The organism is Tistlia consotensis USBA 355, from assembly GCF_900177295.1.
Classification (GTDB): domain Bacteria; phylum Pseudomonadota; class Alphaproteobacteria; order Kiloniellales; family DSM-21159; genus Tistlia; species Tistlia consotensis.
Genome location: NZ_FWZX01000024.1, coordinates 49,614 through 70,957, shown reverse-complemented (window position 1 = coordinate 70,957; position 21,344 = coordinate 49,614). Strand labels below are relative to the sequence as shown.

The window sequence follows — 21,344 nt, the reverse complement described above, 5'->3', positions numbered from 1 at the left end:
GGTGACGCAGCGCCGCCCGCCGGGGCAGCCTACGGCCGGTAATATTTCCGGTAGGACTTATGGTAGTAGTAGCCTGAGTCGGCATAGTCGTACTGGGCGTGCTTCCGGACATCGACGTAGGTCAGGGCGATGCCGGCGAAGCGCGCGCCGGTCTCCAGCACCTGCTTGAGGGCGGCCTTGGCGGTCTCGCGATTGGTCCGTTCCCAGCGGATCAGGAACAGCGTGGCGTCGGCCAGCCGCATCACCGGCAGCGCGTCGGAGACGGCGAGCACCGGCGGCGTGTCCAGCACGACCATGTGGTAGCGCCGGCACAGGCTGTTGAGCAGCTTCTCCATGCGCGGCGAGGCCAGCAGCTCGACCGGGCGCACGGCGCCGGTGCCGGCGCCGATGAAGTGCAGGCCGGTCGCCTCGTCGAGCGCGATCACGTCCTCGATCTCGGCCTCGCCGGCGAGATAGTCGCCGAGGCCGATGTGCGGCGCGTAGCCGAGCGTCGCGTCGACGCTGGGATGGCGCATGTCGCAGTCGATGACGATGCAGCGCCGGCCCGCCTGGGTCGACTGGCAGCCGATCGACAGCACGGTGGAGGTCTTGCCCTCGCTGGGCACCGAGGAGGTCACCAGGATCACCTTCGGCGCCACCGCCGAGCTGGACAGCATCAGGCCGGTGCGCAGCGTCCGCACCGATTCCGCGAACAGCGATCCCTGTCGGTCGGTGGCCTGGAGATGCGGCGGCTGGTCGCGCTTGCCGCCGCCGACCAGGGGCAGCATGCCGAGCGTCGGCAGGCCGGTCTGCTGCTCGACCTGGCTGAGGCTGCGGAAGCCGGAGTCGAGGAACTCGAGCAGCAGCGACAGGCCGAAGCCGACCATCAGCGAGGCCATGAAGGCGACGCCGACGATCATGTTCTTGTTCGGGTAGAAGGGTCCGCCCGGCACGTTCGCCGGCTCCAGCACGCTGGCCTGCTTGTCGGTCGGCGCCTGACGCTGCAGGGCGACCTCGTCGAGCCGGCGGCGGCGCTCGCGCAGCAGCTGCTCGGCGTCGTCGAGCGCGTTCTGGAGGGTATCGCGCGCGACCTTCAGGCGCGAGACGGTCTGCAGCCGGTCCTCGAGCTTGCTGCGCTCTTCCTTCATGCCCGCGACGTCCTGGCGGGCGACGGCGAGCTGGCCGCCGAGGTCGCTGGCGATGCCGGTCAGCTGGTTGCGCAGGCTGGTGCGCAGGCGGTCGATCTCGGCGCGCAGCGCCTGAACCTTCGGATGGCCCTCGCGGTACTGGTTCAGCAGCTCGGCCAGCTGGCGTTCGGCGTTGATGATCGACAGGCGGACGTTGCTGACCGTCGGATTGCTGAGGCCAGCCGAGGAATCGACGAGGTCCGGGCCCTTCAGCGCACGCTGGACCTGGCCGTAGTCCTGCTGCAGCTGGTTCATCCGGGTCTCGGCTTCGCGCAGGTCGCCGGCCAGCGAGTCGAGGCGGCGCATGTCGAGCGAGCGGCCGTCGAGCTCCTGGATGTTGTTGTCGCGGTTGAAGTCCTCGAGCGCGGTGCGGGCCTTGCGCACCCTGTCCTCGGCCTCGGCGACCTGCTCCTGGAAGAACTCGATGCCCTGGCCCAGCTTGCCGGCGCGCTCGGACTCCAGGCTGTCGACGTAGAGCGAGGCGACGGTGTTGACCGCCTTCGCCGCGAAGACCGGGTCGGTCGAGACGTAGCTCAGGGTGATCGTGCCGGTGTTGGTGTCCGGCTGGGCGCGCAGCGCGCCCCGGAAGGCGTTGGCCAGCTGGCGCAGATAGGCCGGATCGTCCGCCGGGTCGGGAATCGTCTCGGGCGGCGTGAAGACGGGCTCCGTCGGCGCCTCCATCAGCCCGTGCTCGGCGAGGAACGCCTGGAGCTTCGTCTTCAGGTCGGCGAACAGGCTCTTGCGCGGCGGCGACAGGGCCCGGTTGAACAGCGGGTTCGTCTGCAGCTTGAGCGCCAGGACCGCCTTCTCGGCGAGCGGCAGCGAGGTCAGCACGACGGCCTCGGCCTGCACCGTGTAGTAGTCGCGGGCGATGCTCTCCACGGCCTGCGGCTGGTTGGTGAAGTTGGTCGTCTTGCCTTCGATGAGGATCGTCGCGCCGGTCCGGTAGAGCGGCGTGAGGCGATTGACGAAAACCAGCGAAAGAGCGCTCGCGATCAGGCAGATGCCGAGGATCATGAACTTGCGCCGCCGGACGATGCCGAGCAGCGAGCGCAGGTCGAAGCCGCCGCCGCCCTGGGGCCGCGGCGCCTGCTGCAGGCCCCCCGGCGCCGCGGGCGGCAGCCGGCTGGCCGGTTCGTGCTCCGGCGTCACGTTGTACGGCTCCGCGCTCACCGGCCTGCGCTCCACCCGCGAGTCCTCGTCACGGCCGCCGGCGAGAGCGCGACCGCGATCATCAGACGCCAGTGCTTCAGCTCGCCGGACCTGCACTCTTCCGCTTCACTTCTATGTCCAACGCCGGTGCGGCGCCAAGAAAATCGCCCGCAATCGCCCCAAAAGCAGGCTTCGCGACCTGCTTTTTCAGGCGTTGTGAGAATAGCGGACAATCCTTTAGACACCTTTACGATGGCTCCTCAGAAGAAGCGGCGCGGCACCTCGACCGTGTCGCCCGGCAGCAACACGGAATCTTCGTTGACGTCGTAGGTCACCGGCCCCTTTTCGGTCTGACGGATCAGGTCGATGCCCGAGCTGCTGGCCCGGCGCGTGTAGCCGCCGGCCAGGGCGACCGCCTGGCGGACCGTCAGGCCGGCGGTGTAGGGATACTGGCCGGGCTGGTTGACCTCGCCGAGGATGAAGAAGGGCCGGAAGTTGACGACCTCGACGTTGACCCGCGGGTCGGCGATGAAGTTGGCGTCCAGCTTGTCGTGAATGATCTTGGTCAGGCCCTCGACCGTCTCGCCCTTGGCCTGGACCGGCCCGAGCAGCGGATAGTTGATGGCCCCTGAGGAATCGATCTCGAACTCGCCGGACACGTCCGGCTGGCCGAAGACGTTGATGCGCAGGCGATCGCCGCTGTCCAGCTTGTAGGTCTGGTTGATGTCGACCGCCTGGGGCGCGGTCTCGAGCGCCTTGCCGCCGCCGCCGCCACCACCGCAGGCAGCCAGGATCGCGGCACAGACCAGTCCCGCCGCAATCGTCCGCAGAACGCCCATTCGCTTCCCTCGCTTGCTACTCAACCACCAGGCGGCGCCCCGATGCCCGCACGCCGGGACGGCCCGCAACCGCCCGGGGACCCGGTCAATACTGGAGCGTCAGCGTACCTTCCACGACCAGATCGTCGTAGTTGTTGGCAACCTCGTTCGAATCGCGCGTCTCGTAGGTCCCGTTGAGCCGGGCCCGGGCGAACTCGTTCATCAGATAGACCATGCCGCCACCGAAGGTGTACGACTTGTCGCTGCGCGACGAGCCTTGGAAGGCGCTGGTCGAGATGCCGGCGGTCGAGGTCAGCATCACGCTGTCCGTCAGCTCGTAGTCGACGCCCAGCGAGTAGCTCGTCGCGACCGTGCTGGAGACGCCCGACAGGGTCGATTCCTGCACCGACCGGCTGACGTCGGCGTTGACCGTCATCTCGTCGAGGGGGTTCCAGGTCATCTTGGCGCCGAAGGTCAGGCCGCCGGCGTCGGCCAGGGTCGGATCCTCGTACTTCTGCTGGAAGTAGCCGACGAAGACCTCGGCCGTGGTCACCGCGCTGACGTCGTAGCTGAGGCCGGCGTGCAGGTCCCAGCCCCAGGAATCGCGCGTGACGCCCTGGCTGTCGACCTTCAGGTCGTAGCGCCGCATGTTGTAGCCCGGCTCGACGAAGGCCGTGTAGCCGGGCAGGAACTCGTAGCCGCCGCGCACCCGGAACTCGCCTTCCCAGTGGTCGCGCCCGTCCTGGTTCGAGCCGGCCTGGCTCATGTAGTTGTAGTAGTAGTACGAGGCCTGCGGGTTGACCTCGAAGTCGCCGAAGCGATTGCGCGAGTTGAGGATCGCCCGGTAGCGGTCGTACTGGACGATGTTCTCGCCGGGGCCCGTGCTGTTCGGATCGCTGCGGTCCTCGTGGGCGCGCGAATAGCCGATCTGGCCGGTCAGGCTGGCATCCTCCATGAAGAAGTAGGAGGCCTGCGCGTAGGCGTCGTAGTCCTCGAAGTCGTTGCTCTGGTACTGCAGGTTGCGCCGGACCGTCGCGCTCAGGCCCGCCTCGAGGCCGAGGTCCTGCTCGGTGTTGGTGACCCGCAGGCTCGGGCTGATGTCCGAGAACATGTCGGCCTTGCCGTTGCTGCTCTCGCGGAAGACGTTGCTGTCGTAGCCGCTGTGCAGGTCGAGCTTCGGGAAGACCGTGATCGGGGCGCTCGGCTTCTTCTCGTCGAAGAAGACCTCGATGCCGATCGGATCGAAGTCGGGCCGCGCCCGGGTCATCACCGCCTCCTGGCTCGCGCTCTGCGCCCGCGCCGCAGGCGCGGCCACTCCGGCCAGCAGGACGCCGCCGCCGAGAGCGGCCAGCATCGCCAGCAATGCGGCAGCACCACGCCGCCGGCGCCAGGGAGCGCGGCGGCCGTGGGCGTCGCGGCCCAGCCGGCTCGGAGGAGCGTAACCCGCCATGCAACCTCAGCCGGCCGGACTGACCGAGGGCGGCGGGGTGGGTATCTGCGGCGCCGGCACCGGCGCCGCCTGCGGCGAGTTGCCCTGGTTCTGCCCGCCGGCGCCCGGGCTGACCCCGGAGACCGCGGCGATCGCCGCCTGGGTCTGGAATTCCAGCTCGACCACGTTGTTCAGGCTCAGCTGCTGCGCCAGGGAGGTGCCGCCCGCCAGCGACTGCGCCGCCTGCTGGCTGGCCTGGAGCTGCTGCTGGCCGGCCTGCTGAAGCTGCTCGGAGACCTGCTGCGTCTGGGCGACCTGCTGGCCGCCCTGCTGGTCCTGGCCATCCTGCGTCTGGGCAACCTCGTTGCGATGGCCGCGCACGCCGCTCATGTCGAGATGGCTGGGCACCTCGACCGGCTCCATGAGGATGCCGCTGAGCGCGCTGCCGAGGCTGCCCTTGCCGCCCTTGAACTCGAGGTTCAGCGTGCCGTTGCCGACCTGGACCACGACGCTGAGCCCGGCGGCGCCGTAGCTCACGTTGCTGACCACGTTGCCGCCGGAGCCGCGCAGGTGGGCGGTGTCGAACCATTCGCCCGAGCTGGTCTGGCCGAGCGTGTACTCGACTCCGTTGACCTTGAAGGTCTCGCCGAACGGGCTGGCGGCCCGCGCCGCGAGCTGCTCGCCGGTCAGCAGGATCACGCGGTACTGGCCGTTCGGCACCTTGAGCGAGACCGACTGCAGGTTCTCGATGGCCTCCTTGACCACGCCGCCCTCGCCGGCATTATTCACGCTCTGCATGCCCAGGCCGCCGACCTCGGGGCTGAACTGGGTCAGCTTCTGGAAGCCCTCGGGCGGCTGGTCCTCGAGGCCGCCGAGGGCCCAGGCGAAGGTGCCCTTGGGCGGCACGAAGCCGGCGTCGACCTTGACGTTGAGGATGCGCGGCGCGCCCAGCGACTTCGACATGCCGTCGCTGATCGTCTGGTTCAGCGCAAAGCGCTTGTCCGAATCCTTCAGGCGCGGGTCGCGGCCGACGGCAAGCGACAGCGCGACGGCGCGCACCGCGACGGTGTGCGGCAGCGGATTGCCGTCGGCCAGGAAGTTGTCGATCATCTGCTTGGCGTCGCCCTTGCCCATGGCCAGGGCGTTCAGCAGCTCGGTCGGCACCGGCCGCGTCCGCTCCGCTTCCTGGATCAGCGCCTGGATCTGCGGGTCGTTGCTGCCGGGCGCGCCGTTGGCGGCCGGATTGGTGCCCGGCGCCGCCTGGCCGTTGCCGGGCGCCGTCGGCGTCGTGCCCTGGGCGATGGCCAGGGCGGGCAGCAACGGCACGGCAAGAGCGACCGCGCTCGCCATCAGGAAACCACGCAATGCCCTGCCCATCAGCCTCGTCCTCCAGCAGACGACCCGTTCCGCCGACCCCTTCCCCCGAGAATGCACCGGCTATCGTTTACAAAAACCTAACACTCATTTACGGACGGTTTACCAGCAAGCTTGCGGCAACACCAGCGGCAACAGCTCCAAATCGTCGCCTCAGGCGATTTGGAGCTGTCGATCGGACATCGCGGACCTTAAAGAAGACCTGACAGAACCTCGTTGATTCTATACACGTTCTCGCCCTAGGCGACAAGAAGTGAACGGCCACCGCCAACCTCAAAGTCTGCGGAAATCGCCATGGACGAGAAACGAGAGTCTGGTGCGTTCAGCAACATACTCCCGTTGGCCGGCCGCAGAGCGAGACGGGATGCGGATTTGAGCAGCACTTCCCTGGAGCCGGACACATCACAGACGGGATCGGGCGCGACCGAAGCCGACCCTCGTTCTGCCCCAGGCAACACGACTGGCGGTAGTGAAACCGCCGGCGACGCGGCGTTCGATGAGCCGGAGGCGTCGGGCAGCGGCGGGGGCGATCCGCCGCCGGGTCCCGGGCCGCGACAGAAGGACCCGGGCGACGCCGGCCCGTCCGGCGCCGTCCAGCTGTTCCGCCCCGACGTGCTGGCGACCTGCCTGATGCGCGTGACCGGGGCCTTCGGTCGGCCGGTCGGCGCCGGCGAGCTGCGCGCCGCGACGCCGATCGCCCCGGGCGGCATGACCCTGGACCAGTTCTGCCGCGCCGCCGTCCGGCTCGGCTATCGCGTGCGCCGCGTGCCGCTGACCGGCATGCCGCCCGACGGCCGGGCGCTGACCGCCATCCCGGCGCCCTACCTGCTGCTCGGCCGGCCGGCCGAGGACGGCAGCCCGGGCGCGCATCTGGTCGAGGCGGCCGGGCCCGACGGCCTGACCCTCTTCAACCCGCTCGATGACTCGAGCGAGATCGTGCCGCCGGCCGTCGCGGCCCACGGCCTGGGCGCGACCGAGGCGGTCCTGGTCCGCCCCCAGGCCGGCGCGCTGCGCGAGGAACCCGACTGGCGCGCCAAGATGGCCAAGCGGCTGCGCGGCGTGCTCGGCGAGCTGGTCCTCGCCTCGCTGGTGCTCAACATGCTGGCCCTGGCGACGCCGCTGTTCACCATGACGCTCTACAACAAGGTGATCGGCCAGCAGTCGCTCTCGACCCTGAACGTCCTGGCCCTCGGCATGGTCGTGGTCTACGGCTTCGATGTCGTGCTGCGCATCGTGCGGGGCTACATCTCGAGCCACACCGGTGGCCGGCTGGACGCACTGATCGGCGGCGAGGTGATGCACCACCTGATGAACCTGCCGTTCCGCCACTTCGAGCAGACGCCGAGCGGCCTGATCGCCGAGCGGGTCCGCCAGCTCGACACGATCCGCAGCTTCTTCACCGGCCAGATGCCGATGACCCTGGTCGACATGACCTTCGTCGTCGTGTTCCTGGCCGCCCTGTTCTTCATCCACCCGGTGCTGGCCTGCATCACCCTGGCCGCGATGCCGCTGTTCATCGGCCTGTCGCTGCTGTTCCACCGCCGCCAGCGGACCCTGGTCGAGCAGTCGTTCCGGGCCCAGGCGGCGAAGTCCTCGCATCTGGTCGAGACCATGCAGAACGCCCTCTCGATCAAGGCGCTGGGCCTGGAGCCGGAGATCGAGCGGCGCTGGGAGCAGCGCCTGGCGCTGTCGGCCTGGACCAGCTTCCGGGCGAGCAACCTGAACAACGTCGTCGCGGCCTGCGGGCAGGGCCTGCAGATGCTGACCCAGCTGACCATCCTCTACGTCGGCGCGCAGCTGGTGATCGCCGGCGAGACGACGATCGGCGCGCTGATCGCCGGCAACATCCTGGCGACGCGGACCCTCGCGCCGCTGCGCATGATCGTCGTCGCCTGGATCCAGCTGCAGGAGGTGCGGGCCGCCTTCGAGCGGATCGACTCGATCATGAGCGAGCCGGGCGAGCGGACGCCGACCGACAGCGCGGCGGCGCCGCGCCTGGCCGGACGGATCGTCGTCGAGGGCCTGGCCTACGGCTTCGAGCCGGGCCAGCCGCCGGTCCTGCGCGACCTCGACCTGACGGTGCCCCAGGGCACCGTGCTCGGCATCATCGGGCCCTCCGGCTCCGGCAAGACGACCCTGGTGCGCCTGCTCCAGGGCCTCTACCAGCCGACCCAGGGCCGCGTGCTCTACGACGGCCACGACCTGGCGCACATCAGCGCGGCCAGCCTGCGCCACCAGCTCGGCGTCGTGCCGCAGGAGACGCAGCTGTTCGCCGGGACGATCCGCGAGAACGTGCTGTTCGGCTCCGACATCAAGGACCCCGAGCGGGTCGTCGCGGTCTGCAAGTTCGTCGGAGCCCACGACTTCATCCAGCGCCTGCCGCGTGCCTACGAGACGCCGCTCGGCGAGCGCGGTTCCGGCCTCTCGGCCGGCCAGCGCCAGCTGCTGTGCATCGCCCGGGCCTTGATCCGGAACCCGCGCGTGCTGATCCTGGACGAGGCGACCAGCGACCTGGACCCGGTCGCCGAGGAACGGCTGCTGCGGCACCTGCAGCGGGCCTCCAAGGGCCGGACGGTGGTGCTGATCTCGCACCGGCTCAGTCCCTTTGCCATCGCCGACCGGGTGGCGCTGCTGATGAACGGCCGGATCGAACGGGTCGGCCCGCCCGCCGAGGTCATCGCCTTCGCCAGGGCGCGCATGGCCGAAGCGGCCGATGCCGACACGACGGCTTGAGAAGCGCGGGGGACTGACGGGCGGATGAGCGATCCGGAGCGCAAGGAGCCGACGTTCGGTCTGCCGGTGCGGCGGGACAGCCAGCTGCCGGCGAAGCCGCGCGGGCAGCGGCTGCCGGCGCTCTGGAGCGAGAAGGGCCTGCGTGCGCGCTACGTCGACTTCCTGCCCGACGCCCAGGCGGTGGTCGAGCGCGAGCACTCGCCGGTCGCCCGCATCCTGCTGTTCGTCCTGTCCGGGCTGTTCCTGCTGTTCCTGGCCTACATCTCGGTCGCCAAGGTCGACCAGGTCGCGACCGGCCAGGGCGTGGTCCGGCCGTTCGGCGAGGTCAAGGTCATCAACCACCCGGTCGGCGGCCGGATCAGCAAGCTCTACGTGCGCGACGGCGACCTGGTGAACCAGGGCGCCCCGCTGGTCGAGCTCGACCCGGAGCTGACCCGCCAGGAGGTCGGCCAGCTGCAGACCAACCTCGACGACCTCGACGCCCAGACGCTGCGCCTCGAGGCCGAGGCCACCGACGGCGAGCTGCAGTTCCCGCAGGCCCTGATCGATCGCCGGCCGGAGGCGGTGCAGGCCCAGATCAACCTGTTCAACGCGCGGCGCAACGCCATCGAATCGAAGCTCGCCACGGCCCGCGAGGTGGTCGCCCAGCGCCAGCAGGCGGTCGCCGGCCAGGAACAGCGGATCGGCCCGCTGACGCAGAGCCTGGCGATCCTGCGCGACCAGGCCAAGTCCATCAAGGCGCTGGTCGACAAGGGCTACTTCCCGGCAATCCGCTATCAGTCGATCCAGCGCCAGGTCGTCGAGGCGGACGGCCAGCGGGCCCAGGCCGAGAGCGACCTCGCGACCGCCAGGGCGGCGCTGAAGGAGGCCGAGAACAACCTCGATTCGCAGCGGCGCGACTGGCAGAGCAAGGTGCTCGACGAGCTGGCCACGGCCATGTCGGACCGCGAGAAGGCCAAGACCCGGCTGGCCCAGCAGTCGACGGCGCTGCGCAACTTGGTGCTGCGCGCGCCGGTCGACGGCGTCGTCCAGGACCTGGCGGTGACCAGCGCCGGCCAGTCCGTCGGCGCGAACCAGCCGATCCTGAAGGTCGTGCCGGTCGGCGACAGCCTGATCGTCGAGGCCAAGGTGCGCAACGCCGACATCGGCTTCATCCAGGTCGGCATGCCGGCCCAGGTCAAGGTCGAGACCTACAACTACATCAAGTACGGCCTGCTGAAGGGCGAGGTCGAGCGGATCTCGGCCGACGCGATGGCCGACCAGAAGAGCGGCGCCCTCTACTACGAGGTCGAGGTCCGAACCCGCACGACCTCGCTGACCGGCCCCGGCGGCCGGCCGCTGCGGGTGCTGCCCGGCATGCAGACCCAGGTCGACTTCAAGATCGGCCGGCGCACGATCTTCGCGTTCCTGACCGACCGCCTGCGCCAGACCGCCTCCGAGGCGCTGCGCGAGCATTGAGAGGCCGCGCCGCCGCCCGGCAGGAGACGATGCTCAGGCCGGCAGCAGCAGGCGCGCCTGGCGCATCTCGGCGAGCAGCCGGCCGACGTCGCCCCGCAGCCGCTCGGCGGCGGTCTCCGGGAAGGCCGCCGCGAGGGTCGACAGGATCTCCGCCTCGTCGCAGGGCTGCTCGACCAGTCGCCAGATGCCGCTGGTCACGGCGTCCAGGTAGAAGATCTCGCCGCTCGCCGGCTCGACCAGGAAGAACTCGCCCTCGATCTCGGTGGTGGTCACCGCCGGATTGCGCCTGAGGCCGCTCACGGCGCGTCCTCGAGCAGGGCCATCGCCTCGCTGCCCTCGCGGTAGCCGAGCCGCAGGCAGGGCAGCAGGCCGACCAGGCGCTGCGCCCAGGCCAGCAGCTCGACCGGCCCGAGGCAGGGCGCCAGGGCGTTCGGCAGCAGGGCGCGCAGCACGGCCGGGGCCTCGGCCGGCGCCAGGCCGGGCGGCACCTCGCCGCCCTCGCCGCCCCTGCGCTCCAGCAGCACGAGGCGGGCGACCGGGAGCCGCTCGCCGGGGCGCGCGAGCAGCGCCGCCGGCAGCGCGACCAGGGCGACCGTCTCGCTGGCCCGGGCGGTATGCGCCTCGGCGAGCCGGCGGAGCGCCGCGGAGGCGGCGGCGGGCAGGGGCCGGCGCAGCTTGGGGCCGACCCCGAGGGCAACGGCCTCGGGCGCGCGGTCCGCGGTCCCGGCGGGCGGCAGCACGACGGCCAGCCGGTCGTCGCCGAACAGGCGCCGACCGGCCGCGGCGAACTCGAGAGCCAGGGTCGACTTGCCGGCGCCGCTGGCGCCGAGCAGCAGGGTCAGGCGGCCGGCCAGCTCGACGCCGGCGGCATGCAGCTGCACCCAGCCGGGCTGGGCCCGGATCCAGGCACCGGTCGCGGCGCCGGCGACCGCGTTGGCGGCCTCCAGCGGCGAGCCGGCCTCGAAGCAGCCGCCGGGCAGCAGGTCGTGGCGGACCTCGAAGCCGCCCGGCACGGCGGATACGGCGAGGTCGGGGGCGTCCGGAGCGGGACGCTCGGCGGCCAGCGACCAGCCGGGCAGGCAGGCGGAGATCAGCGCCGCGACAGCGTCCGGCAGCTCGGCCGACAGGGCGACGCCGGCGTCCGGCGGCAGGCCGCCGGCCGACAGTCGGTAACGCTCGGAGAGCTTAAGCGCAGTCGCGGTCATCGCGGGCGCAGTATGCCGCAACGGCGCGCCGGGTCCAGCGCCCCGCAGCGGCCCCGCGGATCCGCTCCGCGGCGCCGCTTCGGGTCGCAGGGGCGGCTCAGTCGCGCGGCGCGTACTTCGCCAGGATGCGCTGCAGCGTGCGGCGGTGCATGCGCAGGCGCCGGGCGGTCTCCGAGACGTTGCGGTCGCACTGCTCGTAGACCCGCTGGATGTGCTCCCAGCGGACCCGGTCGGCCGACATGGGATTCTCCGGCGGCGGCGGCAGGTCGCCGTCCTCGACGGTCAGCGCGGCGGCGATCTGGTCGGCGTCGGCCGGCTTGGGCAGATAGTCGGTCGCACCGACCTTCACGGCGGCGACCGCCGTCGCGATGTTGCCGTAGCCGGTCAGGATCACGATGCGGGTGTTCTCGTCCGCCTCGCGCAGCGCCTGGACCACGTCCAGGCCGCTGCCGTCCTGCAGCCGCAGGTCGACGACCGCGTACTCGGGCGGGTCGCGTCTCGCCGCGGCCACGGCGTCGGCGACCGAGGTCGCCTGCTCCACCGCGAAGCCGCGCTGCTCCATGGCACGCGCGAGCCGCGAGCAGAACCGCTCGTCGTCGTCGACGACCAGCAGCCGCCGCTCGTCCTGGGGGGTGATTCGGGTTTGGGAGTCCATTTGCAGTGTCGTCATAGCCATCCTGCCTTTGTGGCAACGACATGGTCCCTCTGCCAGGAAATAGCAACCTCCGCGCCACCAGAGGGACGATTGGCGAAGGTCAGGGAGGCGCCGCTGCGGGCCAGCAGGGTCTGGGCGATGAACACGCCCAGGCCCATGTGGTCCTTGCCGCGCTGGTCGCGTCCGCCGCGCGCGTCGGCGCGCCCGGTCGAGACGTAGGGGTCGCCGAGATCGCTCAGGATCTGCGGCGCGAAGCCGGGCCCGTCGTCGCGGATCGAGACCTCGATCGTCTCGTCGTCCCAGGCCAGCTCGACCTCGACGCGGGACGTGGCGAACTGCAGGGCGTTCTGCAGCAGGCTGCCGAGGCCGTGCACCAGGTCCGCACGGCGCACCAGAGTCGGCTGGTCGGCCGGCTGCAGGCCCGGCGCATAGACGATGTCCAGGGCCTTGCCCTCGCCCTCGAAGGGGGCTGCGGCGATCTCGACCAGGGCCGCCAGCGGCAGGCGGTGGAACGGCGTGTCCTCGCCGTCGCCGTCGCTGTCGCGATCGCCCTCCGGGCGCTCGCCCAGCTCGGCCAGGATCTGGCGGCAGCGCTCGGTCTCGCCGCGCAGCAGCGCCAGGTCCTGGCGCACCGGGCTGTCCTCCGGCAGGTCGGGCGGGATCTCGTGCTCCAGCTCGCGGGCGACCACCGCGATCGTGGCGAGCGGGCTGCCGAGCTCGTGCGCCGCCGCCGCCGCCAGGCCGCCGAGGGCGGCCAGGCGCTGCTCGCGCTCCAGGGCCAGCTGGGTCGCCGCCAGGGCGTCGGCCATGCGTCGCGACTCGCTGGCCAGCGACGAGACGTAGGCCGCGGTGAAGACGACGGACAGGGCCAGCGCGGCCCAGACGCCGAGCAGGTAGACCGGCGGCAGGTCCAGGCCGGCCTCCTCCCACGGCAGCGGCAGGTGCCAGAGGCCGAGCAGCGTGATGCCGACGACCGCGATGCTCGAGAGCAGCAGGGTGCTGCGCCGCGACAGCGTCGCCGCGGAGACCACGACCGGCGCCAGCACCAGGATCGCGAAGGGGTTGTCGAGTCCGCCGGTCAGCGCCAGCAGGGCCAGCAGCTGCACCAGGTCGAAGCCCAGCGAGGCGGTCGCCGCCGGGTCGCGCAGCCAGACCGTGCCGCGCTGCATCAGGCCGACCGACAGGTTGACCAGTCCGGCGACGGCGATGACCCCGGCGGCCTCGATCAGCGGCAGATCGAACTTGAGGCCGCCGGTGACGACGACCAGGGCGGCGAGCTGCCCGAGGATCGCGACCCAGCGGATGAAGATCAGCGTGCGCAGCCGCACGTGCCCAGCCGGGCGAGCCGGGCGGATCGGCAGGAAGCGGCGCACCAGCGTCGTGGCCTCGGGCCTGAGGGCGGTCTTGGTCCTGCTCATCGGCTGGCGGGCGGGCGTCCTCTCTGAGCGCGCGGGTCGGTTCGCCGCCGCGGGGCGGCTGGCGGGCCACTTGGCGGGCCACTCTAGGCCATCGAGGCGCGGGGGAAAGGGACAGTCTGCCGCGCCGGGCGCGGAATCAGTCGTCGAGACGGCCCAGGGTCCGCGGATCGGCGACCTTGAAGAAGGAGTCGACCACCTCGCCGCCGCGCGACAGCGGCACGATCAGCCGCGTGTAGCCCCACATCCGGCCGTTCAGCGAGACATAGGCGCGGCGGGCCAGGCTCGGCTCGCGCGAGCGGGCGACCTGCAGCGCAGACCCGACCACCACGGCCGCGTCCTCGGCCTCGAAGAAGTCGTGGGTGGCCCTGCCCTTCAGCTCGCCGCCGTGCTTCGTGCAGACCTCGGTGCCGGCCAGCCGCACCCTCAGGCGGCCTGGCGCCGGCTGGCCTTCGAGATCGAGCAGCATGACCGTCGGCAGGGCCTCGCGCGGCAGATCCAGCGGATCGAGCCGCTTCGGCAGGGCGGCCCCGCCGGAGGCGTCGAGCCAGACCCGGTAGCAGGCCTCGAGAAGCGGAAAGCCGGCCAGCCGGTCGAGCGGCAGCTCTTCGTGTCGGCTGGCGCGCCAGCGTGTCAGGGGGGGCATCGACGGTCCGGTCGGCTCGTGCTGCGATCGCCGGCAAGCTGCCGGCAGCGTCCTGGCGAGGGCCTGGCGGCCGTCGCTCCCGGAGAGACCGACTCCGGTGCGGCGGGTCAGGGGTTGCGGCGCAGCGTGCTCGGGTCGACGGCGAGGAAGAAGGAGTCGACCGTGACGCCGTCCTTGCGCGCAAGGGGCAGGATCAGCCGGGTGTAGTTCCAGAGCCACTCGCCGATCGCCACGTAGGAGCGCTTCACCAGGCTCGGCCGCCGGCTGCGGGCGATCGCCAGCGCGGTCTCGTGCAGCAGACAGGCATCGTCCGGCTCCAGGAACTCCTCCGGCGTCCTGCCGCGCAGCTCGCCGCCGTGCTTGTCGCAGACCGCCGTGCCGGCGAGGCGGACGCGGAGCTGGAGCGGCGCGCGCTCGAGGTCGAACAGCAGCACGCCGGACAGGATCGGGCGCGGCAGCTCGACCGGGTCGAGGCGCGCCGGAAGGCCGTTCTCCGGACAGCTGTCCCGCCAGTGACGATAGCAGGCGTCGAGCAGCGGATAATCAGAAAGCTGGTATAGCGGCAGCTCTTCCTGGAAGGCGTGGCGCCAGGTTTCGATAGCGACAGCGGACAAGGGGATTCCTCCGAAGACGTAACCCGACCGACGCGCTATTGTTACGCCATCGCGACTGCCAAGTGTGGTAGTATTACAAAATTTCTGGTACTACCCTTTAGGCGCGCAAACCCACCCGGGCAGTGCAACCCCGTGTCTTCCGGAAGACCGGCGGCGCCTCAGCCGAACCGCTGCAGCCGCATGCCGTGGTGGCGCAGCCAGTCGCGGGAGCGGTCGGCCTCGCCGGTCAGCTGCCGGCACAGCCGCCAGAAGGCGGGCGAGTGGTCGAGATGCGCCAGATGTGCGACCTCGTGGGCGACGACGTAGTCGAGCACGGCCTCGGGCGCCAGCACCAGGCGCCAGCAGAACGAGAGGTCGCCGCGTGCCGTGCAGCTGCCCCAGCGGCTGGTGGTCTCGCGCACCGCGATCCGGCCGAGCTGCCGGATCCGGCGGGTCTCGGCGAGCGCCGGCAGCCCGGCCGCCTTCTCCCGCGCACGGCGCGCCACCTGGCGACGCGCCTCGGACTTCAGCCAGTCGGTGACGCGCCGCGGCAGGTGCTCGGCGGCGCCCGATACCCAGAGCAGGCCGCCGTCCTGCCAGACCGCGGCCCGCGCCCAGGGCGCATGGCGGATCTGGTGGTCGGCGCCGAGGATCGGCAGGACTGCGCCGTCGGCGAAGGGCACGCGCGGCGGCAGCTGGGCGAGGCGACCGGCGATCCAGCCGCTCTGGCGCTCGACGAAATCGAGGCCGCGGGCGACCGGCAGGCCCTCGGGCAGGGTCAGCACCAGGCCGCCGCGGCCCGGGTCGAGGCGCAGCGACAGGCGGCGGGCGCGCGGCGAGACGCGCAGCTCCAGCGGCACCTCCCGACCCTCGAAGGTCAGATGGCTGGGAATGCGCGAATCGAGCGGCATGACGTCAGGCTATCGGGCAGCGCCGCGCCGGAGCAACCGCAAGGGCGTTACAGAATAGCGGCGGGACCGCTGCGCCGGCGTCACAGCAGCTCGCGGGCCAGGGCCTCGATCACCGGGTCGAGCGGCGGCGGCGACAGGTCGACATCGCGCGACAACGCCTCGACGACCGCCTCCAGGGCGGCGACCCGGCCGAACTGCTTGTCCTCCGAGGCGATCAGGTGCCAGGGCGCATGCTCGCTCGAGGTATGCGCCAGCATGTCCTCGATGGCCTCGCTGTAGGCCTCGCGCAGCTCGATGTTGCGGAAGTCCTCGCGGCCGAGCTTCCACTGCTTCAGCGGCTCCGCGACGCGCTCGCGCAGGCGGCGCTTCTGCTCCTCCAGCGAGACGTGGAGGAACAGCTTGACGACGCGGATGCCGTCGTTGGTCAGCAGCTTCTCGAAGGCGTTGATCTCCTCGTAGGCCCGCCGCCAGTCGGCCTTGGGCGTCAGCTTCTCGACCCGCTCGACCAGCACCCGGCCGTACCAGGAGCGGTCGAAGACGGCGATCTCGCAGTTCTCCGGCATGCGCATCCAGAAGCGCTGCAGGTAGTGCTGGCGCAGCTCCTTGCGGCTCGGCGCGCCGATCGGCCAGACCTCGAAGCCGCGCGGATCGAGCAGCTCGGTCAGGCGCCGGATCGTGCCGCCCTTGCCGGCGGCGTCCCAGCCCTCGAAGACCACGACGCCGGACCGGCCCTGGCTCCAGTAGGCGAGCTGGATCACGCGGAGCTGCTGCTGCAGCGCCGCGATGCGCTTGTCGTAGGCCTTCTTGCCGAGCTTCCGGCCGAGGTCGAGCTCGGCGAGCCGGGCCGGCGCTGCTTTCCTCGACATCTCGCTCCCCTTGCATCGCTCTGCCGGGAGCCACGCTAGCACCGGCGGCTTCGGAGCCGGAAGCGAGCGCCGCCGGCACGCTGCCGGCGTCGCGCGGCGCCGGCTACAGCCCCGCGGCCATGCGGCCGATCTGGCTGTAGATCGCGTCGCGCATGCCGTCCGGCACCAGGGCACCGGTCAGGTAGGCCGCGATCAGGATCGGCCCGCCCCCCGGCGGCCAGGCGACCGCGATGTCGGCGGAGGCGCCCTTGAGGCCGGTGCCGGTCTTGTCGCCGACGCGCCAGTGGCCGGGCAGGCCGGCGCGCAGCCGGGCCCGCCCGGTGTGGCTGGCGACCAGCCAGGCGGCCAGGCGGTCGCGCGACAGCTTCGAGAGCACGTCGCCCAGCAGGATCTTGCGCAGGTCCTCCAGCATCGCCGCCGGCGTCGTGCTGTCCCGCGGGTCGTCCGCGGCCACGTCGTTCAGCTCGGGCTCCTTGCGGTCGAGCCGGGTCGCCGAATCGCCGATCGAGCGGCAGAAGTCGGTCAGCGCCGGAGGCCCGCCGAAGCTGTCGAGCAGCAGGTTGCCGGCGGTGTTGTCGCTGGCGGTGATCGCCGCCTCGCAGAGATCGCGCAGCGTCATGCCGGCGCCGCCGGTGCGCCGCTCGGTGACCGGCGAAAGCGCGACGACCTGACCCTCGGTGAAGGCGATCCGGCGGTCCAGGCGCTCGACGCCCTGGTCGGTCCGCCGCAGCACGCAGGCCGCGGCGAGGAACTTGAAGGTGCTGCAGAGCGGAAAGCGCTCGTCCGAGCGGTTGTCCAGCCGCCGGCCGGTCTCGACGTTGAGCGCCGCGACGCCGATGCGGCCACGCACCTGCTGCTCCAGCCCGGTCAGGCTGCCGGCCGCGTCGGCGCGCCGCACCAGCAACGCGGGTGCCGCAAGCAGCGCTCCGGCCAAGGCCGCGCGGCGGGTCATCGATGCCGTCATCCCGGTCTCCCCTTCTCGAGACAGGAAACGCCCGTCGGCCGGTCTATCGTAGAGAAGGTGGAGCGATCGTAAAGGCGCCGGTCGATTTTCTCCGCGGGCGACGCCTCAGGAGATCTTGCGGGAAATACGGCCCGGCGTTTCCACCAGAGGCGCCTGTTCGCAAAGGCGTGCCCCGATCCGGACTTGATATAGCGCTCGAACGCCTCCGCTTTGCGCCGGTCGGAGAACGCGAGATAGGTGACGAGCCGCCACGGGCAGAACTTCGACGTGTGCCGTGATCGCCCGGCGTTGTGGTCGAGCAGCCGGCGCTTCAGATCGGCCGTAACGCCCACATATCGCTGTCCCGGGACAGCGTCGCTCTCCAGGAGATAGACGTAGTGCACGGAGACAGCCCTCCTTCGCTGAAGCTTCGGAGGGCATCCTGCTTCTCGGCGAGGCTGGCGCAAATCCTGCGAAGCGCGCAGCGCGAAGCAGGATGGCGGTGAGGGTGGGATTCGAACCCACGAAGGGCTTGCACCCTTACACGCGTTCCAGGCGTGCGCCTTCAACCGCTCGGCCACCTCACCCCCGGCTCTGCCCGACGCGGGGAGGCGGGAAGTTAGCGAAGCTCGTCGCGGCTTGCAACGCTGTGCGAGGGGGGCCGGGGCGGGCCGCATCGCGCGCCCCGCGCGACCTCCCCGCCCGGTTGTACGGAGCAGCGCTCTTGATGAGCCGGAAAAAGGGGCGTATTGCCGAAACCCATGCGATTGCTGGCCCGCCTCCTCGGCTATCTCTTCCTGTTCGCCGCCATCGCCTCCCTGGCGTTCGACCTGCTGGCCTGGTCGACGAGGGGCAGCTTCCGGCTGTCGGAGGTCGGCGACCTCTGGGCCAAGATCGACCGGCCCAGCCTCAATCTCGTGCAGGCGGTAATCGAGCGCCACATCTGGCCGCCGCTGTGGGACGGCCTGTTCTGGGTGCTGCTGCAGCCCGCGCTCGTCGTCTTCCTGGTCCTCGGCCTGGTCTTCCTGCTGCTCGGGCGCGGCGGCTCCGGCCGGCGCGACGGCGTCTTCAAGAAGAGTTGAAGCAAGGCCGGTCGCCCGGCGTCGCCCCTGCTCCTCAGTTCGCGTCCATCTTGAGGGCCGCGAGGAAGGCGGATTGCGGGATCTCGACGTTGCCGAACTGGCGCATCCGCTTCTTGCCGGCCTTCTGCTTCTCCAGCAGCTTGCGCTTGCGGGTGGCGTCGCCGCCGTAGCACTTGGCGGTGACGTCCTTGCGCAGGGCCGAGACGGTCTCGCGGGCGATCACCTTGCCGCCGATCGCCGCCTGGATGGCGATCTTGAAGAGCTGCCGCGGGATCAGCTCCTTGAGCTTGGCGCAGAGCGCGCGGCCGCGGGGCTCGGCCAGGTTGCGGTGCACGATGAGCGACAGCGCGTCGACCGGCTCGTTGTTGACCAGGATCGAGACCTTGACCAGGTCGCCCTCGCGGTAGCCGATCAGGTGGTAGTCGAAGGAGGCGTAGCCGCGGGTCACCGACTTCAGGCGGTCGTAGAAGTCGAAGACGACCTCGTTGAGCGGCAGCTCGTAGACCACCATGGCGCGGCTGCCGGCGTAGGTCAGCTCCTGCTGGATGCCGCGCTTCTCCTCGCAGAGCTTCAGCACCGCGCCGAGGAACTCGTCCGGCACCAGGATCGTCGCCTTGATCCAGGGCTCCTCGATGAACTCGATGCGCGTCGGATCGGGCATGTCGCTGGGATTGTGCAGCTGCTCGACCGCGCCGTTGCGCAGATGGATGTTGTAGACCACCGAGGGCGCCGTGGTGATCAGGTCGAGGTCGAACTCGCGCTCCAGCCGCTCCTGGACGATCTCGAGGTGCAGCATGCCCAGGAAGCCGCAGCGGAAGCCGAAGCCGAGCGCCGGGCTGACCTCCGGCTCGAAGACGAAGGAGGAGTCGTTGAGCGCCAGCTTGCCGAGCGAGTCGCGCAGGTCCTCGTACTCGGCGGTGTCGGCCGCGAAGAGCCCGCAGAACACGACCGGGATCGAGGGCTTGAAGCCGGACAGCGGCGCATCACAGGGCCGGCGCTCGTCGGTCACGGTGTCGCCGACCTTGGCGTCGGCGATGTCCTTGACGCCGGAGATCACGTAGCCGAGCTCGCCCGGGCCGAGCTCGGCGACCTTCTTGCGGGCCGGGCCGAAGATGCCGACCTCGGTGACGTCGTGCACGGCGCGGGTGCCCAGCATGCGGATCTTGGTGCCGGCCTTGATGCGACCGTCCATGACCCGGATCAGCGTGACCACGCCGAGGTAGGAATCGTACCAGGAGTCGACGATCAGCGCCTTGAGCGGCGCCTCGGCGTCGCCGGCCGGCGGCGGCAGGCGCTTGACGATCGCCTCCAGCACCTCGGCGACGCCCTTGCCGGTCTTGGCCGAGATCATCAGCGCGTCGCTCGTGTCGAGGCCGATGACCTCCTCGATCTGCTCCATGATGCGCAGCGGCTCGGCGGCCGGCAGGTCGATCTTGTTGAGCACGGGGATGATCTCGTGGTCGTGCTCGAGGGCCAGGTAGACGTTGGCCAGGGTCTGGGCCTCGACGCCCTGGCTGGCGTCGACCAGCAGGATCGAGCCCTCGCAGGCCTTCATCGAGCGACTGACCTCGTAGGAGAAGTCGACGTGGCCCGGCGTGTCGATCATGTTGAGCGTGTAGACCTTGCCGTCGCGCGCCTCGTAGCGCAGCCGCACGGTCTGCGCCTTGATGGTGATGCCGCGCTCGCGCTCCAGCTCCATGGAGTCGAGCACCTGCTCCTTCATCTCGCGCTCGGTCAGGCCGCCGCACAGCTGGATCATGCGGTCGGCCAGGGTCGACTTGCCGTGGTCGATGTGGGCGATGATGGCGAAGTTGCGGATGTGCGAGAGATCGGTCATCGACGGACTTTGCTGAGGGAACGTATCGCGGCCGCGCCGCCGGCTGCCGGGGCGCTGGAACGCAGGCGCAACATAGGCGGGCGACCCTCTCCTAGCAATGGCCTGGGCAATGGCCTGGGCAATGCCCTGCTCAATGCCCGCGATCGGGCCACCGCGCCGCCGCAATCCGCGCTATCATCGCCGCCATGAGCGAACGATCCCCTAACGCCGCCGGGCCGCACCTCTTCTTCGCCGGCCTGTTCGTCATGATCGGCCTCGCCGCCTGCGGCTGGCTGGTCCAGCAGGGCCTGAGGGAGTTCCGTACCGGCGAGCGCAGCGTCACGGTCAAGGGCCTGGCCGAGCGCGAGGTCAAGGCCGACCTTGCGCTCTGGTCGCTGCGCTTCGTGGCGACCGACGACGACCTCTCGGCGGCCCAGGGCCGGCTGCAGGCCGACGCCGGCCGGGTCCGGGACTTCCTGACCAAGGCCGGCTTCTCGGACGCCGAGGTCGAGCTCGAGGACTACCAGGTCACCGACCGCCTGGCCCAGCAGTACCAGAGCGGCCCGGTCCAGAGCCGCTACATCCTCTCCCAGACCCTGCTGGTCCGCTCGAACGACATCGCCAAGGTCGGCAAGGCCGCCCAGAACGTCGGCCAGCTGGTCGACGCCGGCGTCGTGCTGTCCAGCGAGGGCCAGCCGGTCAGCGGCCCGGTCTACCTCTTCACCAGGCTCAACGACGTCAAGCCCGAGATGATCGCCCAGGCGACCGCCAACGCCCGCGCGGCGGCCGAGCAGTTCGCCCGCGATTCCGGCTCGACGGTCGGCCCGATCCGCAGCGCCAGCCAGGGCCTGTTCCAGATCCTGCCGCGCGACGACTATCCCGGCGCCTACGAGCCCAAGCAGCCGGTCAAGAGGTTGCGGGTCGTTACGACGATGGAATACCTGCTGACGGACTGAGCGGCTTACCCCGGCGAAAGGGCCTGAATGGCTTCGCCCTTCGACAAGCTCAGGACGAAGCGAATAGAGGAAAGTCGACAAGATGGCTTCGTCCTGAGCTTGTCGAAGGGCGGAGCGAAATCGCCC

The 21,344-nt window shown here is 70.7% G+C and carries 19 protein-coding genes and 1 tRNA gene; 4 read left to right on the top strand and 16 right to left on the bottom strand.

What is annotated here, in order from left to right:
* Positions 1–29 precede the first annotated feature (29 nt).
* The 4 genes from B9O00_RS23160 to B9O00_RS23145 all read right to left on the bottom strand — a co-directional run bounded on the left by B9O00_RS23160 (position 30) and on the right by B9O00_RS23145 (position 5,942).
* A complete protein-coding gene (locus tag B9O00_RS23160) occupies positions 30–2,339 on the bottom strand; it encodes a GumC family protein (RefSeq protein ID WP_143596328.1) in 2,310 nt (769 codons plus the stop codon).
* 239 nt (positions 2,340–2,578) lie between these two features.
* Positions 2,579–3,157: a polysaccharide biosynthesis/export family protein gene (locus tag B9O00_RS23155; RefSeq protein WP_085125115.1), complete on the bottom strand. Its 579-nt coding sequence runs from the start codon at positions 3,155–3,157 to the stop codon at positions 2,579–2,581.
* Between the two features lie 85 nt (positions 3,158–3,242).
* Positions 3,243–4,490 carry an outer membrane beta-barrel protein gene (locus B9O00_RS23150; RefSeq protein WP_159460302.1) on the bottom strand — a complete coding sequence of 416 codons (1,248 nt, stop codon included), beginning with the start codon at positions 4,488–4,490 and terminating at the stop codon, positions 3,243–3,245.
* Between the two features lie 102 nt (positions 4,491–4,592).
* A complete protein-coding gene (locus B9O00_RS23145; RefSeq protein WP_143596327.1) occupies positions 4,593–5,942 on the bottom strand; it encodes a hypothetical protein in 1,350 nt (449 codons plus the stop codon).
* Positions 5,943–6,569: 627 nt separating this feature from the next.
* On the opposite strand from B9O00_RS23145, the gene B9O00_RS23140 reads away from it, so the two are divergent.
* Entirely contained in the window at positions 6,570–8,672 is a 2,103-nt protein-coding gene (locus B9O00_RS23140; RefSeq protein ID WP_143596326.1) for a peptidase domain-containing ABC transporter, read from the top strand.
* A gap of 24 nt (positions 8,673–8,696) precedes the next feature.
* Positions 8,697–10,130, top strand: a complete 1,434-nt coding sequence (locus B9O00_RS23135; RefSeq protein WP_085125111.1) for an HlyD family type I secretion periplasmic adaptor subunit — start codon at positions 8,697–8,699, stop codon at positions 10,128–10,130.
* Positions 10,131–10,163: 33 nt separating this feature from the next.
* Here the strand turns inward: B9O00_RS23135 and B9O00_RS33160 are convergent, their stop codons facing one another.
* The 11 genes from B9O00_RS33160 to B9O00_RS23085 all read right to left on the bottom strand — a co-directional run bounded on the left by B9O00_RS33160 (position 10,164) and on the right by B9O00_RS23085 (position 17,951).
* A complete protein-coding gene (locus B9O00_RS33160; protein ID WP_159460301.1) occupies positions 10,164–10,430 on the bottom strand; it encodes a PqqD family protein in 267 nt (88 codons plus the stop codon).
* Entirely contained in the window at positions 10,427–11,335 is a 909-nt protein-coding gene (locus B9O00_RS23130) for a hypothetical protein (protein ID WP_159460300.1), read from the bottom strand. Before B9O00_RS23130 ends, B9O00_RS33160 begins: the two co-directional genes overlap by 4 nt.
* A 97-nt stretch (positions 11,336–11,432) precedes the next feature.
* Positions 11,433–11,990, bottom strand: a complete 558-nt coding sequence (locus B9O00_RS23125) for an ActR/PrrA/RegA family redox response regulator transcription factor (protein ID WP_085125109.1) — start codon at positions 11,988–11,990, stop codon at positions 11,433–11,435.
* Between the two features lie 11 nt (positions 11,991–12,001).
* Positions 12,002–13,408, bottom strand: a complete 1,407-nt coding sequence (locus B9O00_RS23120; RefSeq protein ID WP_085125108.1) for an ActS/PrrB/RegB family redox-sensitive histidine kinase — start codon at positions 13,406–13,408, stop codon at positions 12,002–12,004.
* Positions 13,409–13,544: 136 nt separating this feature from the next.
* Positions 13,545–14,051, bottom strand: a complete 507-nt coding sequence (locus B9O00_RS23115; protein WP_085125107.1) for a PAS domain-containing protein — start codon at positions 14,049–14,051, stop codon at positions 13,545–13,547.
* 107 nt (positions 14,052–14,158) lie between these two features.
* Complete coding sequence (locus B9O00_RS23110; RefSeq protein WP_159460299.1) at positions 14,159–14,665, bottom strand: PAS domain-containing protein; 507 nt, start codon at positions 14,663–14,665, stop codon at positions 14,159–14,161.
* Positions 14,666–14,823: 158 nt separating this feature from the next.
* Complete coding sequence (locus B9O00_RS23105) at positions 14,824–15,555, bottom strand: M48 family metallopeptidase (RefSeq protein WP_085125105.1); 732 nt, start codon at positions 15,553–15,555, stop codon at positions 14,824–14,826.
* 80 nt (positions 15,556–15,635) lie between these two features.
* On the bottom strand, positions 15,636–16,421 hold the full coding sequence (locus B9O00_RS23100; protein WP_085125104.1) for a polyphosphate kinase 2 family protein: 786 nt from the start codon (positions 16,419–16,421) through the stop codon (positions 15,636–15,638).
* A gap of 103 nt (positions 16,422–16,524) precedes the next feature.
* Positions 16,525–17,385, bottom strand: coding sequence for a class A beta-lactamase (gene bla / locus B9O00_RS23095; protein WP_085125103.1), 861 nt, complete (start codon positions 17,383–17,385; stop codon positions 16,525–16,527).
* The gene (locus B9O00_RS34190; RefSeq protein WP_085125102.1) at positions 17,382–17,768 is read right to left on the bottom strand and encodes a GIY-YIG nuclease family protein; all 387 of its coding nucleotides are present in this window, start codon (positions 17,766–17,768) and stop codon (positions 17,382–17,384) included. Before B9O00_RS34190 ends, bla begins: the two co-directional genes overlap by 4 nt.
* A 93-nt stretch (positions 17,769–17,861) precedes the next feature.
* Positions 17,862–17,951: transfer RNA gene (locus B9O00_RS23085), tRNA-Ser, on the bottom strand.
* A gap of 180 nt (positions 17,952–18,131) precedes the next feature.
* Between B9O00_RS23085 and B9O00_RS23080 the strand changes: the two genes are divergently transcribed.
* Positions 18,132–18,446, top strand: a complete 315-nt coding sequence (locus B9O00_RS23080) for a hypothetical protein (protein ID WP_085125101.1) — start codon at positions 18,132–18,134, stop codon at positions 18,444–18,446.
* Positions 18,447–18,480: 34 nt separating this feature from the next.
* On the opposite strand, the gene lepA is transcribed toward B9O00_RS23080, so the two are convergent.
* Entirely contained in the window at positions 18,481–20,283 is a 1,803-nt protein-coding gene (lepA, locus tag B9O00_RS23075; protein ID WP_085125100.1) for a translation elongation factor 4, read from the bottom strand.
* A gap of 185 nt (positions 20,284–20,468) precedes the next feature.
* Between lepA and B9O00_RS23070 the strand changes: the two genes are divergently transcribed.
* A complete protein-coding gene (locus B9O00_RS23070) occupies positions 20,469–21,218 on the top strand; it encodes an SIMPL domain-containing protein (protein ID WP_179243980.1) in 750 nt (249 codons plus the stop codon).
* The last annotated feature ends 126 nt before the right edge of the window (positions 21,219–21,344 follow it).

Coding starts and splice junctions, on each gene's coding strand:
- B9O00_RS23115 (WP_085125107.1), bottom strand. CDS start 14,051: ATGCCCCCCCTGACACGCTGGCGCGCCAGCCGACACGAAGAGCTGCCG.
- B9O00_RS23150 (WP_159460302.1), bottom strand. CDS start 4,490: ATGCTGGCCGCTCTCGGCGGCGGCGTCCTGCTGGCCGGAGTGGCCGCG.
- B9O00_RS23155 (WP_085125115.1), bottom strand. CDS start 3,157: ATGGGCGTTCTGCGGACGATTGCGGCGGGACTGGTCTGTGCCGCGATC.
- lepA (WP_085125100.1), bottom strand. CDS start 20,283: ATGACCGATCTCTCGCACATCCGCAACTTCGCCATCATCGCCCACATC.
- B9O00_RS23100 (WP_085125104.1), bottom strand. CDS start 16,421: ATGTCGAGGAAAGCAGCGCCGGCCCGGCTCGCCGAGCTCGACCTCGGC.
- B9O00_RS23105 (WP_085125105.1), bottom strand. CDS start 15,555: ATGCCGCTCGATTCGCGCATTCCCAGCCATCTGACCTTCGAGGGTCGG.
- B9O00_RS23145 (WP_143596327.1), bottom strand. CDS start 5,942: ATGGGCAGGGCATTGCGTGGTTTCCTGATGGCGAGCGCGGTCGCTCTT.
- B9O00_RS23130 (WP_159460300.1), bottom strand. CDS start 11,335: ATGACCGCGACTGCGCTTAAGCTCTCCGAGCGTTACCGACTGTCGGCC.
- B9O00_RS23120 (WP_085125108.1), bottom strand. CDS start 13,408: ATGAGCAGGACCAAGACCGCCCTCAGGCCCGAGGCCACGACGCTGGTG.
- B9O00_RS23125 (WP_085125109.1), bottom strand. CDS start 11,990: ATGGACTCCCAAACCCGAATCACCCCCCAGGACGAGCGGCGGCTGCTG.
- bla (WP_085125103.1), bottom strand. CDS start 17,385: ATGACGGCATCGATGACCCGCCGCGCGGCCTTGGCCGGAGCGCTGCTT.
- B9O00_RS23135 (WP_085125111.1), top strand. CDS start 8,697: ATGAGCGATCCGGAGCGCAAGGAGCCGACGTTCGGTCTGCCGGTGCGG.
- B9O00_RS23140 (WP_143596326.1), top strand. CDS start 6,570: ATGCGCGTGACCGGGGCCTTCGGTCGGCCGGTCGGCGCCGGCGAGCTG.
- B9O00_RS23070 (WP_179243980.1), top strand. CDS start 20,469: ATGAGCGAACGATCCCCTAACGCCGCCGGGCCGCACCTCTTCTTCGCC.